Source organism: Chryseobacterium sp. Tr-659 (assembly GCF_011752975.1).
In the GTDB taxonomy this organism is placed as follows: Bacteria; Bacteroidota; Bacteroidia; order Flavobacteriales; family Weeksellaceae; genus Chryseobacterium.
This window is the reverse complement of record NZ_VWWP01000001.1, coordinates 825,586-838,978: the sequence shown is the minus strand read 5'-3', so window position 1 is coordinate 838,978 and position 13,393 is coordinate 825,586. Positions and strand designations below refer to the sequence as shown.

The 13,393-nt window shown below is 35.5% G+C and carries 14 protein-coding genes; 6 read left to right on the top strand and 8 right to left on the bottom strand.

Going from position 1 to position 13,393, the window contains the following annotated elements:
• Positions 1 to 4 precede the first annotated feature (4 nt).
• The 6 genes from F3J23_RS03655 (at position 5) to F3J23_RS03630 (ending at position 5,993) form a co-directional block, all read left to right on the top strand.
• A complete protein-coding gene (locus F3J23_RS03655) occupies positions 5 to 1,717 on the top strand; it encodes a PspC domain-containing protein (protein ID WP_167024210.1) in 1,713 nt (570 codons plus the stop codon).
• Positions 1,718 to 1,741: 24 nt separating this feature from the next.
• The gene (locus tag F3J23_RS03650; RefSeq protein WP_167024207.1) at positions 1,742 to 2,212 is read left to right on the top strand and encodes a TlpA family protein disulfide reductase; all 471 of its coding nucleotides are present in this window, start codon (positions 1,742 to 1,744) and stop codon (positions 2,210 to 2,212) included.
• Positions 2,213 to 2,595: 383 nt separating this feature from the next.
• On the top strand, positions 2,596 to 3,180 hold the full coding sequence (locus tag F3J23_RS03645) for a 1-acyl-sn-glycerol-3-phosphate acyltransferase (protein WP_167024204.1): 585 nt from the start codon (positions 2,596 to 2,598) through the stop codon (positions 3,178 to 3,180).
• Between the two features lie 51 nt (positions 3,181 to 3,231).
• Positions 3,232 to 3,660 carry a PaaI family thioesterase gene (locus F3J23_RS03640; protein ID WP_167024201.1) on the top strand — a complete coding sequence of 143 codons (429 nt, stop codon included), beginning with the start codon at positions 3,232 to 3,234 and terminating at the stop codon, positions 3,658 to 3,660.
• Positions 3,661 to 4,342: 682 nt separating this feature from the next.
• Complete coding sequence (locus tag F3J23_RS03635) at positions 4,343 to 5,314, top strand: chorismate-binding protein (RefSeq protein ID WP_167024198.1); 972 nt, start codon at positions 4,343 to 4,345, stop codon at positions 5,312 to 5,314.
• A gap of 157 nt (positions 5,315 to 5,471) precedes the next feature.
• Positions 5,472 to 5,993 carry a hypothetical protein gene (locus F3J23_RS03630; protein WP_167024194.1) on the top strand — a complete coding sequence of 174 codons (522 nt, stop codon included), beginning with the start codon at positions 5,472 to 5,474 and terminating at the stop codon, positions 5,991 to 5,993.
• Between the two features lie 72 nt (positions 5,994 to 6,065).
• Here the strand turns inward: F3J23_RS03630 and F3J23_RS03625 are convergent, their stop codons facing one another.
• The 8 genes from F3J23_RS03625 to F3J23_RS03590 all read right to left on the bottom strand — a co-directional run bounded on the left by F3J23_RS03625 (position 6,066) and on the right by F3J23_RS03590 (position 13,310).
• A complete protein-coding gene (locus F3J23_RS03625) occupies positions 6,066 to 6,266 on the bottom strand; it encodes a hypothetical protein (RefSeq protein WP_167024191.1) in 201 nt (66 codons plus the stop codon).
• Positions 6,267 to 6,271: 5 nt separating this feature from the next.
• Positions 6,272 to 6,874, bottom strand: a complete 603-nt coding sequence (locus F3J23_RS03620) for a MarC family protein (RefSeq protein ID WP_167024188.1) — start codon at positions 6,872 to 6,874, stop codon at positions 6,272 to 6,274.
• A 44-nt stretch (positions 6,875 to 6,918) separates the two neighbouring features.
• Positions 6,919 to 8,649, bottom strand: coding sequence for a BatD family protein (locus F3J23_RS03615; protein WP_228455254.1), 1,731 nt, complete (start codon positions 8,647 to 8,649; stop codon positions 6,919 to 6,921).
• 11 nt (positions 8,650 to 8,660) lie between these two features.
• Positions 8,661 to 9,407, bottom strand: coding sequence for a tetratricopeptide repeat protein (locus F3J23_RS03610; RefSeq protein WP_167024182.1), 747 nt, complete (start codon positions 9,405 to 9,407; stop codon positions 8,661 to 8,663).
• A gap of 99 nt (positions 9,408 to 9,506) precedes the next feature.
• Positions 9,507 to 10,514 carry a vWA domain-containing protein gene (locus tag F3J23_RS03605; protein ID WP_167024179.1) on the bottom strand — a complete coding sequence of 336 codons (1,008 nt, stop codon included), beginning with the start codon at positions 10,512 to 10,514 and terminating at the stop codon, positions 9,507 to 9,509.
• Entirely contained in the window at positions 10,514 to 11,506 is a 993-nt protein-coding gene (locus F3J23_RS03600; RefSeq protein ID WP_167024176.1) for a VWA domain-containing protein, read from the bottom strand. The genes F3J23_RS03605 and F3J23_RS03600 overlap by 1 nt, the downstream gene beginning before the upstream one ends.
• Positions 11,499 to 12,395 (bottom strand): BatD family protein, encoded by an 897-nt coding sequence (locus F3J23_RS03595; protein ID WP_167024173.1) that lies wholly within the window; start codon positions 12,393 to 12,395, stop codon positions 11,499 to 11,501. The genes F3J23_RS03600 and F3J23_RS03595 overlap by 8 nt, the downstream gene beginning before the upstream one ends.
• A 51-nt stretch (positions 12,396 to 12,446) precedes the next feature.
• The gene (locus F3J23_RS03590; protein WP_167024170.1) at positions 12,447 to 13,310 is read right to left on the bottom strand and encodes a DUF58 domain-containing protein; all 864 of its coding nucleotides are present in this window, start codon (positions 13,308 to 13,310) and stop codon (positions 12,447 to 12,449) included.
• Between the last annotated feature and the right edge of the window lie 83 nt (positions 13,311 to 13,393).

The window sequence follows — 13,393 nt, the reverse complement described above, 5'->3', positions numbered from 1 at the left end:
AGCTATGAACAAGACACTCTCAATAGGACTCGCAGGTTTTTCTTTTACGATAGAAGAACACGCATATATAAAGCTCAGCGATTACCTGAACGCACTGAGAAGCTCACTGGATGCTTCTGAAGCGGATGAGGTAATGCATGACATAGAAATAAGAATGGTGGAGATTTTCAAAGATTCTCTGGGAAAACGTGAAGTAATTAATGATACCGATGTAGAAAAGGTAATCGCACAGATCGGAAGCCCTGAAAAAATTGAAGAACAAGAAGAAGCTTATTTTTCAGAAAAGACCTCTAAAAGCAATAATTCAGGAACCCATTATTCAGATAAAAAACAACTGTTCCGTGATCCTGAAAAACAAAAGATCGCAGGAGTATGTGCTGGGTTAGCTCAATATGTAGGAATGGATATTACCGGCATGAGAGCGATCTGGTTAGGAATTTTCGTACTGGGAATCTTCACGGCAGCCATCTCATCAACATTGATCGGACTTTTGTATGTTCTTCTTTGGATCGTACTTCCTAAAGCAGAAACAGCAGCTGATTTTTTGAAAATGAAGGGAAAGCCTATGAACTTCGATAATCTTAAAAGTGAATCCAACAAACTGGTTCAGTTTGCCAATGAATCTACACAGAGAGTCGGAGAAATCTATGACGAAAACAAACCTTACATCAATAATGCCGGAAGCGGATTATGGAATGTATTCAAGTACATTATCGGGTCGCTCTTTGTATTAATGGCTCTGGGAAGTATTATCGGAGTATTTGTATTATTTGGACTTTTCGGAATGGATACGGACTTCCCTGGTGCTAACGAACTCAGATTCTATATGGGTGATCAGGGCCTTGATAAGGTATTGGCAGCTATGATGGTGATCGGAAGCTTAATTCCAGCTATCATATTCAGCTTGTTAAGCATCAGAATTTTCTCTCCTAAAACAAAACTGAGAAACATCGGATGGGTAATCGGGGCATTATTTCTACTTCTGATCGGACTGGGAACTTATTTCGGGATCAGTATGGCCAAGAAAAACATGATCTATAGAGGAAGTAAGGAAGATACTGAAAACGTAGCAATCAATACAACTTCTGATACAGTTTATATAGACATGAAACAGGTAAGTATTCCACAGAACTATAAAGCATATGATGATGATATTTATTCTGATAAGAGGTTCGTTTACGAAGAAGATTATGTATCTGTAGAAGTAACGAGAAAACCAGATATTAAAACCCCTTATCTGATTATCAAAAAAGAAGGAAACGGCTATAACTTCCCTGTTCAGCTTACGGTTCCGGTAGATGTAATAAACAATAAGGTATTGCTTCCGAACTTCGTAAAATATCCGTATGAACACAGATTCAGAGATTATAGAGTAGATTACGAACTTGTAGTGCCTCAGAAAACACAAATTATTTCCTTGAACAAAGACAGAATTAATCTGGAAGGTGACCTTGACGGTGATGGTATTAACGATAATGGTCATGATGAAAATCATAACGGAATCAAAATTGAAAAAAATAAGATCACAGTAAATGGTTCCAGCATTGAATACAACTCTGACGATAAAGACAGCATTATTATTAATGGTAAAAAAGTTCCGAATAATCAGGCTAAGAAAGTAATTGATTCTGTAGCTTCCAACATCAAAAAAATCAACAAAGATGTGGACATCAAAATCAAAGATGGAAAAAACGAAATTTCCATACAAACTAAATAATTAATAAAAAAACAAAATGAAAAAATGAAAAAAATCTTATTTATATCCGGTGGGTTACTCATTGCAGCAGCTTTAGTAGTAGTCTTCTTTGTTAATAAAATAACGAATCCGGATACTACCTTAACCAACTTACAGTTAGAAGACCTTTCCGGTAAAAAGATAAGCCAGCAGGAATTACTTCAAAAACCATTATTGGTTAACTATTGGGCAACATGGTGCGCTCCTTGTGTAGAAGAGTTGCCAGTGTTCGAAAATATACAGTCAAAAATAAAAGACAAAGTAAACCTGGTATTAATTTCAGATGAGAGTAAAGGTATAGTACAAAATTTTAAAAATAAAAAAAATTATACTTTTCCCTATTTACTTTCAAAAAATAAACTGAATTTTTCTGTAAGGCCGGTAACTGTCCTATACAATAAAAAAGGGGAACTTGTTGCTCAAACTGTAGGAAGTATTACCGAAGAAGGAATACTAAAAATGATAGAAAAGCTATAACCTTTTGCTATTGAGATAGCAAATACAACAAACGTAGAGAAATATAACAATTTCCATATAAACTAAATAATTAACTTCAGAGAGTGGCAGAAGGTGTGAATGAAAGGCAACCGTTTGAAATTCACACTCTTCTTCTCTCAAAAAAACAAAAAAAGAGCAACATTTAGTTCGCTATGTGGAAAAATTGTCTTAATTTCGTATAGTTAAAATTTAATAACCAATTAACAAAAACACAGCCTCATCATGATACAATTTGCAATGGAATTCGTAATGAAAATCGTAGATTTAATTAGCGGTTTGTTTTAAGAGCGATAATATTTCAATATATTTGTAAAGTATAACCAAAGTTTGGTTATACTTTTTTGTTTATAATTTAAGAATCTATGAAAAAGCTGATAGGCAAAGTGATGTTAAAATTATTAGGCTGGAAAGTCGTTCTGCAGGGCGATGTTAACAACCTGAACAGGTGCATCCTCGTGGTGGCACCACATACTCATAATATGGAATACATTTTAGGTAACTTCGCTTATTGGTCATTAGAAAAACCTTTAAAGATCATCATCAAAGATGCCCACACCAAAGCATGGTACGGAAGTGCAGTAAAAGGACTTGGAGGAATTGGTATTGACAGAAGCCAGAAAAATGATCTTGTTAACTTCGTTGCGAATCAGTTTTCAAAGGAAGACTTCAGCCTTGTTATTACCCCGGAAGGGACAAGAAGCTGGGTTCCGAAATGGAGAAAAGGATTCTACCATATGGCTTTGGCAGCAAAGGTACCCATTGTACTGGCTGCAGGTGATTTTAAAAGAAAAATTGTATATCTGGGTTATACTATTCCTTATGAAAGGATAGCTTCGGTACCTTTTTCAGAGATTATGGAAGAAATTCAGGACTATTATGTAAAAAACAATATTGTCCCAAAAGTTCCGGAAAACTGGAATCCTAATATTATGGGATCCGGAGAATAAGGAAAAATTACTTCCTCCATCACTATTCATCATCATTTATCTATTATAAAAATGAAAGGTCAGACTAAAGAAGAAATTCTAGCATTCATCAATAACTGGGGAGACGAAACCCTGGCAAAAACCCTTGAAATAAAGTTCATCGATATTGATTTAGAAAATGAAACCCTTACCGCTGTTATGCCGGTGCTTCCCAGAACCCATCAGCCTTTTGGGATTATGCACGGGGGTGCAAGCTGTGTACTGGCAGAAACCTTAGGGTCAAGCCTGTCTAATATCTTCATTGATGGTGACAAGTATTACGGAGTGGGAACAAATATCAATTCAAACCATCTGAGAAGCAAAAAAGACGGAATTGTAACTGCTACTGCCCGTTTTATCAGAAAAGGAAAAACCATGCACGTATCTGAAATAGAAATTCGTGATGAAAAAGGAACGCTCATCAATCATACCACGATGACGAATAATATTATCCACAAATAGACCAACCCAACATAGAAAATACAAGGCTCAAATTTATTTTTTGGGCTTTTTGTATATAATAACTTCAGGTATTTTCCTTTAGTCATTCTAATTAAAAAATCTGTTTAAACTTTTTTACTAAACCAGAAAAGGCACAAAAGCATTTTAAAAACTTAAGCTATTTAAGCCATATACTTTGTGTATAAGAATTACACTAAAGTCTTGTTGAAAATCAAAGATTTTCATCTTATGTGAACTTAAGTGTGTATTAAAAATTATTAACGCAAAGTTTATGGATAATTACCCCTTATTTTAAGGGAGCAAAATGATGCGACTTTGTCGCTGATGAAGCGGTATGCTTATACCCAAGCTTTTACTAATCAACGAAGTTGATTCTATTCTTTGCTCACTTACAATCAACAGTTTTAAAATTGAAAACTTTGCGCTAGGAAAACAGTTTGTTTGTACAATCTTAGAGATCGTTTAAATTGTATTTCAATCTTTTTATACACTTGGAACCTGTTTAAAAAATAACAAACATCAAAGCTTAAAACAGAATTAATCTTTTTAATGATTTTAGAAAAAATACGCCTTTTAATTTTGACATTTTTAAGACTAATAATACCTTTGCAGAAAGGAAAATCACTCTGGAAATTTTCTATATAATTTCCGGCTGCCGATTTTCAAAATTCCTTCATAGCTAATGATTTATTTCAAACTTCCTTTCGACGAAAGACTGCAATCCGTGCATGAGATTAACAAAAAAAATGCTGTCAGTTTTTATTCCTACGACAGCCAAAATCAAATTAGTTTCAACGGAGAAATTTGTGAAGCTGCGTCGTCTGAATTCAATAATATCTCTATTACTAATCAATCATTCATTAATGATACAACAGGTTTTACTGCTGAAACCCAGGAAGAGTATTGTGATACATTACAAAAGGTTATTGAAGTAATCAAGGATAATGCACTGCCTAAACTTGTTTACTCCAGAAGAAAAATATTTACAGACTTTAATACAATCGACTACAACAAGAGTTTCAATAATTTATGCCAATCTTATCCTAATGCATTCAGGTACCTGGTTAGTGACGGACAAAATGCCTGGATGGGAGCTTTTTCCGAAGTATTGGGTAAATTCAATAAATCAACTCATGAATTTGAAACTATGGCGCTTGCCGGAACTTTACCTGTCTCGGAAGAATGGTCTCAAAAAGAAATTGAAGAACAAAAACCTGTTTCCAGTTACATTCAGAACGTGCTTAAAAACTACTCCGACCGTGTAGAGCAATCGGAAACATATGATCATATTTCGGGAAATATCAAACATTTAAGAACTGATTTTAAAACCAGCATAAGGCCTGAAGATCTTGATAAAATTATCCGGGATCTGCACCCTACTCCGGCTGTATGCGGCATTCCGAAAGACTTTTGTAATGAGAATATCCGCAGGTATGAAAAATTTCCCCGTGAGTTCTATGCCGGGTATATTAAAGTAGAAACTGAGGAGAACATTCTATACTTTGTCAATCTGCGCTGCGCAAGACTTTATAAAGATTCCGTGCATGTTTTTGTAGGGGGTGGAATAACGGCTCACAGCAATCCGGAAAAAGAATGGATAGAAACAGAGCTGAAATCTGAAGCCATTTTGAAAAACCTGGTGATATCAAATTAATTTTAAATTTTTACGGCCTTTGTTCTATGGACAATGCTTTTTACAAAAAGGAAAACATTGCTCTATTATAATGATATTTTTATTTTGTGTCTTATAAAAGTAACACTCCTTCAAACTTTTACTACTTTTACATAGCACTATTTCTAAAAACATCATTATGAAATTAAATATTATCTTCAGTATAGTACTGCTTGCCGGGTTAACCGCCTGTACATCTAAAGAAGCAACTGACTTTAAAAAAAAGGTTACCGATAAAGAACAGATGGTGTTTAAAGCACTCATCGATGATCACGGATATGAAACGGAAAAATCAAAAAGCCTAATCAAGCGTGATTTCGACGGAGCTCTTACATCCATTGATAAAGAGGAAAAGTTGTTTGATTCTGTCATTAAAGATCTGTCTGCATTACCTGTTGATCAGATTAAAGAAGGAGCTCTTGTAAAGACAGCAGCCATTGGCTATTATACAACGTTAAAAGATCTGTTTCTGCTGGATCGGGAATCTATCCAACAGCAAAAAATAACATTTACCAAAGATGCTCAAAAAGTAGACAAAGCAAACGACAGTATTCTTCAAATAACCAAAAAGAAGGTGGAACTGCACAAGATTGCAGATACAAAAAGTCAGAATCTTCAAAAAGCATTGGCAGCCTTCGATCAAGCAAATAATATAAAGTAACAAAACCAGATGATCCAACAAAAAACCTCCTTCAAAATGAAAGAGGTTTATATTTATAATGAAATAATCAATTTATTTCTTTACACCGATTCTGCTCCAGGTATCCATTACGAAAAGCAGGATAAGACCAATTGCAGCTGCTGAAGCAGAGAAAACAAACTTAATGTTATCTTCATCTCCTAAGATATCTGCGGTCTGCCAGTTGATAGCGTAAAGATTGATGGCGATGAATACAATGAACAGTACTAAAAATACTTTATAAAACTTCTTCATGACTCTTAAAAATTAATATAATTCTGCACCAGTTGAGCAAAATTTGCGGTGAATAATTTAATTGAAATTGCCAAAAGGATAATCCCGAAAACTTTCTGAAGGATCATCAATGTAGCATCCCCTATTTTTCGCTCCAGCCATTTCGCTGATTTCAGCACCAAATATACGAAAATTGTATTAAGAATAATTCCGCAGATAATATTAATGTCATGAAATTCAGCTCTGAGGGATAACGCTGTTGTTAATGTTCCGGCACCGGCAACCAGCGGAAATGCGATGGGAACAATAGATGCAGCCTTTGCTTCGGTGGTTTTATTGATCTCAATTCCTAAAATCATTTCCAAAGCTATGACAAAAATCACAAAAGCTCCGGCAATAGCGAAGGAATTTACATCCACTCCGATCAATTTAAGGATCTTATTTCCAACAAACAGAAAAACAATCATAATAGCTCCCGCGGTAATCGCAGCCCTGCCTGCTTCAATCTTTCCAAATTTTTGTTGAAGGCCTACAATAATAGGAACAGACCCAACAATATCAATAACGGCAAAAAGTACCATAAAACTGGTAATAACCTCCTTAATAGAGAAACCATCAAAAACTTCCATCTCTTTGTAATTAAAAATTTCGCAAAAATATGAAAATAAACTGATTATTTGCTAATTTGTGAATATAAATTAACAATTGTTTTCAAAAGTTCTTCAAGACCTTCAGCAGATTTCACAGGAGCATACTTTTCCATTTGAACTTTCTGCTGCAGATTATTGTATTCTTCTGCAACTGAAGAACCTTTGTGATTTTCAAGAAAAGTCTTAAACTCTGCAACAGAGCCCTGGAAATACTGATTCCTTACTTCCTGATCCAATTCTTCCAGTGTAATGAAAAACTTTTCATATTCCCCGTTATCTTTAAGATTTTCCAGATAACCAAAATAATCATTGATATCTGTTTTCAGCAATTCTCTGATCTCTTTTTCTGTTTCCGCTACAGAACCTAAAGGTTTTGACGGTACGGTTTCCCTAACTAATGTACGTTTTTTTTGCCAAGTCTTAAATAACAGATAAACAATAAATAACCCTAAAAGGATACCGATATTAATAAAAAGAATATTCCAATGGAATTTGCTTTTTTCTTTTACTTTGAATGAAGTGGTTTTTAGAACCGGAGTATTTACCGTTTCTAAAAGATTATTAGTATATTCATTTACTTTCTCCACAGTGGAACGGGCTTCCATAATCTGGTCATGAGAAAGAGCATTCAGTTCAAGAGCTTTTTGCCCAAGATCTATATATTCTCTGCTTTCGGGATCAAAGAATGCAAATTGTTCTGTTTTGATAGATATTGCCCCGGATTTATTCGGGATCACTACATAATTAGCAAGGATTTCTCCCTTCATTCCAGCAGTTCCAGGAGAAACTTTAGCCGTAATCTTTGGTGCAAAAACTTCATAATCCGGAGATGCCACAATTTTAGGAAGCTCCATATCCGGCAAATTACCTTCTCCTGAAACTTTTACAACAACATTCAACGGTCTCTTGGCCTCTGGCTTTTCCTTGGTTGTATTATAAACACTTACATTAAAATTACCCACTGCATTTTTAAAACATTCAGGGGCTCCTTCCGGAAGTTTTCTAACGTTAATTTTTACTTTATTGGAAACAATCTTGTTTTTATTGGCATATGAGCTTACAGAAGCGGAAACAGCCGGAACTTCAACAAAACCTGCTTCATTCGGAAACACCATAAACATAGCTAGTACCTGCGAAGGCATGTTTCCATAACCGGACGGATCTATTTCAGATTTATTGAAATTTATAGGATGTACGTTGATATTATCCTGTTCAGGAAGATGAATATTTTTCACCTTTCTCAGGTTGTCTATATTTCTGGAATAAACCCTAAGAACAGCAATGGTAGGCTGGTCCTGATAAACATCTCTGTCTTCAATCTCCATATTCAGAAATACATCATTGGATGTATTATTGGCTGCGAGAGACCTTCTGTCTATAATCTCCTTGATATTAACATCAAAAGGTTCTGTCTTATAGATCTTATTGTTAACGGTAACCAGTACGGAACCAATTTTTATTTTTCCTTTTTTCTTTGGTTCAAGGGCAATTCTGGATACTTTCTGAGTAATTAAAGTATTGGTAGCAGGGTCTATTACTGTATTGGTAACGGATCCGCTTCCTATAATATTAAATTTGGAAAGGTCTGGAAGCTGAAAACCTGTCTGCTGTACAAGGTCGCTTCCGTTAAGTTCTAAAATAATGGTAAGATTTACAATATCTTTTCCACTGTATTCAGCTTTATCAGCATCAAGGGAAAGATTTACCTGTCCGTAAGTAATTACGGATGCAAGGGTAAGTAATATGTAAATCAATTTGTGCTGCATCACCAATCTTTCTCGTTGCTTTCAGGCATCGAATAAGAATTTTTGTTTAAAATTCTTCTGGCGGTTTCTTTTTCTTTTTCGTTTATTTTATCTAGGATTGCATTTTCAAGGTTCTTCGGCATTTTACCTTCATTATTCTGATTCTGCTGGGAGTTGTTATTTCCCTGATCACTTTTGCCTTCATTTTGTGGGCCGTTACCCTGATTCTGCTTTTGATTTTTATCTCCTTTCTGATCATCTCCTTTGTTCTGATCATTACCGCCTCCTCCTTTTCCTGAGTTATTCTGTTGGTTCTTTTGTTGTTCTTTTTCTTTTTCCTTCAGTTTGGCTATTTCATAATTTTTTCTGGTAGCTTCACTGTAAGGATCCTGTTTAAGGGCCTTCTTATAATAATCTGCTGCCTTTTCCGGCTGATTCATCTGCATATAGGTATTTCCCAGATTATGAAGTGCTGCTGTTTTATCGGGAAGTGTTTGTGAAAGCTTCTCCGCTTTTTCAAACTCTGCTTTTGCTTCTTCATATTTTTTACTTTTATACAGGGCATTTCCCATATTGTAATGAGCAGTAAAATCCTTATCATTAGATTTTACGGCTTCCATGTATTTTGAAGAGGCTCCATCATAGTCTTTACCGTCAAATTTCTGATTGCCTTCATGAACCAATGTTCTATAATTTTCCTGCCCAAACAAAAGGCTTGAGAACGAGAAGGCAACAATAAACGATAAAAAAATGATTTTAGTATTCATCACTTGCAAAATTATTCCTTTATATGTTAAGAAACAGAGTTTTATTTGTTAAAATTGGGTTAAAGTGCATGTAGAATTTCTTCTATATAAAAGGGAAAACTACACATTAAAATCTTTTTTAGGATTAAAAATATAAATTAAAAAGAAAAACAGAATAGATACTGCCAGAAAATACTGATAATAGTGATTGGCATTTTGTGATTTCACCAGTGTTTCACTTCCTGAAGACTTCCTGTTAATGGCATCTATAATCCTATCCGGAGCTTCATTCACATTATTTCCGTCAATATAATTTCCTTCTGTGGATTCTGCCATTTTCTTTAGGGCTTCGGTCTGCCTTTTTGAAATTACGGTCCCCCCGTTCACATCAGTTTTATATCCCATTAGCTGCCCAAAGACATATTCGGGAACCGGAGCTCCTTCATCGGTACCAATTCCTACGGAGGTAATGCTTATTCCTTCTTTATTGGCAAGTCTGATTGCTGCGTTATCATTTCCTTCATTATCTTCTCCATCACTCAATAAAATTACTTTTCTTGATCCTTTGCTTACATTTTTAAATTTCTCAGCAGCAGCCTGCATTCCTTTCAGAAAATCCGTTCCCTGAATTTGCATGGAACTGGTTTCAATTCCGCTGATATAAGTTTCTGCTGAATTATAATCTGTTGTGAGAGGCATGATAGACATCGCCTGGCCTGCAAAAATCACAATCCCCACTTTATCATTCTTCATTTTCTGCATAGTCCCAAGCATAAGATTTTTAGCTTCAGCAAGACGGCTTGGATCAATATCTTCAGCATTCATTGAGTTGGAAACATCCAGCATGAAAATCACATTATTCAGTTTCTGATTGCTGCGTACTTCTTCTGAACCGTTCAAAAGATCGATAATAGAGAATATCAGGAATAATGTTCCTAACAAATATAATGCAGGAAAAAATTTAGTAAACCCTGATCTCTTTTCAAACAACTGATCATGAAACTGACTGCCTGCAAAAATTTCTCTTTTCTTGTTTCTCCATTGTAAAAAACGGATCAGAAAGGATGCTAACAGCGGCAGAAGCACCAGTAAAAATAAATACCAATAATTTCCTAAAGACCAACTCATCAGCTTAAAATTTTATAAAACACCCATCTCAATAATGCATCCAGCACCAGCATACCTAGAGCAATCCAAAGGAATATCTTGAAATATTCTTCATAATTGTACAGTTTGGAAACTTTTACATCCGATTTTTCCAGCTGGTTGATCTCATCATATATTTCTTCAAGACTGCTGTTTGAAGTGGCTCTGAAATATTTACCTCCCGTAGTCTGTGCAATTTCTCTCAATGTATTTTCATCAATGGTAACCTCTGTTTCTGTAAAGATAAGGTCACCAAAAATATCCTGCGATGTCGGCATTAATGCATAACCATTAGTCCCGATTCCGATTGAATATACTTTTATATTATTATTTTTTGCCAGCTCAGCAGCAACCTGCGGCGGGATAGCATTTTCAATATTGCTCACTCCATCTGTCATCAGAATGATCACTTTACTTTTTGCTTTGCTTTTAATCAAATGATTCACCGCAACAGAAAGCCCTTCACCAATCGCTGTACCAGGTTCAAGACCTGCAGAGTTCAGGTTTTTAATTTCATCAATAACGACCTGATGATCTGAGGTAACAGGAACTTTCGTAAAAGCTTCTGCAGCATACGCTACCACCCCTATTCTGTCATTCGGGCGTTTTTGTACAAATTTCACGGCAATATCCTTTAATGCGGTAATACGGTCAGGATTCAGATCCTTAGCCAGCATACTTAAAGAAACGTCTATGGACAACATAATATCAATGCCTTTTGTATCATCTCTGTCCTGCGAGATGGTAAACGTTCTCGGCCTTGCCATAGCAATGATTAGCGCAGAAAGAATGATGTACTTGGAAATTTTCAGTAAAAAAAGTACACCCTGAATTCCACCGCTGTTTCCCATATTCTTTACGGTAGGAACTTTTATCCCTTTTCTTTTCCGTCTCCCGGCATCTTTAATCAGAAGAGGGATAAACAGCAGAAAAAGCAATAAAAACCATGGGCTGTAAAACTCAAAATTAAACATCCTTTCTTAAGTTTTCGAATTCTAAATCTTTAGATGACCTTTTCACAAACTCCCTGATGTTTGCAAAATCTTTCTCCATTGTTATCTGGTCCGGGAATGTTTTGGCGAATTTCACCAAATCTCCTCTCAGGAAAACGTCTTCTATGATCTTTTCGTTATCCTGGGAGATCGTATTGTTCTTTTTCATGACATCAATAAGATCATCGGTAAGAAGAACATCTGCCGGAAGCTGATATTGTTTGGTGATAAATTTTCGGGAGATATCGATCAATTCAACATAAAACGAACGGAAATTTCCTCCTTCGATATATTTTTTCTTTTTAAGGGAATCCAGTTCTTTCAAAGTGTGGTTGGTAGCCACCACCGGAGAACTTTTAGATTTTCTTCCCCATTTTACAAACATAATAATAGCTATGATCAGAGCAATCGCTGCTAATGCTGCAAGGATATAAAATTTATACAGTTCCCAATAATCTTTAGCGGCAAGTTTAACTTCTTTATTTTTCATGATATCATTAATCTGATCAGCTTTTTGGGCCGTATTAATGACATCTATCTCATAAGGAATGGTTTTAAGAATCTTATCTCCCACTTTGAATTCCAGTTCCGGAATGGTAAATTTTCCTTCTTCAAAAACGGCAAATTCTATTTTCCTTTCATAAGAATTAGCATTCTGTCCGATACTGTCTTTCGTTTCTTCAAAATGGAAAGGAAGCAGTTCGTTTTTCGGAGCAGAATTTACCTGTTGTTCATGAAGGTTATCAATCTTGATTACAAGATGATTGATTTCCCCGAGAGCAATGGTTTTCTTTTCTACATTAGAGGATAATATCTGCGAAAAAGCATTTGCACAGATTAGAAAGGATAATATTAAAAGTATTTTTCTCAATGTTCAATATAAAGGCATGCGCCTGATTTTTATGACGGGCTGAGCCCCAATTTATTTTTTCTGAAAATAATTATACAACAATTTTGAATAATCTGCACCGGTATTGATATTCATGAAACTGGCAGAACTGTTGGCAAAATCTTCCTCCAAAGCCCTTAGTTTCTGCTTCTGTGCTTCTGCGAAAGTATATCTCCATCTTGCACTGGAAGTATTAGCCCATATCTGATTTCCTGTTTCAGAATCGTATAAAAGAGCATAGCCTACATCCGGAATTTCATTATCTTTTTCATCATAGATCCTCATTCCCAGCAATTGATGTTTTTTTGAAGCTACTCTCAGCATTTTGGAATCATATTCATCTTCAAAATCCGAAAAAAGAAAAACCAGTGATTTTCTTTTAAAGATTCCCATCATATATTCCATCGCTTTATCTATTTTAGATTCTCCCGGAACATAATCCGCAGTCAGAATATTGCTGATAATTGATAAGATATGCTTTCTTCCCTTCTGGGGAGGAATCACTTTATATACTTTATCGGCGAAAAGAATCAATCCTACTTTGTCATTATTTCCGGCGGCTGAAAATCCTAAGCTGGCTGCAATTTCGGCAACATATTCTCTTTTCAGCTGAACTTTGGTACCATAATCCATAGACGCGGAAATATCTACAAGAAGCATCATCGTTAACTCCCTTTCCTCTTCCATTACCTTTACAAACGGTTCACGGAAACGGGCTGTCTTATTCCAGTCGATTCTCCTGATTTCATCCCCGAACTGGTATGGGCGCACTTCGGAAAAGGTCATTCCCTGCCCTTTAAAGGCGCTGTGATATTGCCCCATCAAAGCAGCTTCCGTCTTCTTTCTGGTACGGATTTCAATCTGCTTTACTTTTTTTACAATATCTTTTATCTGCATAGAGGGTTTTATGTTTAACGTTCAATGTTTTTGGTTTAAGGTTTTATGGAATGTGAGTTTTAAGATTTAGAATATGTACATCA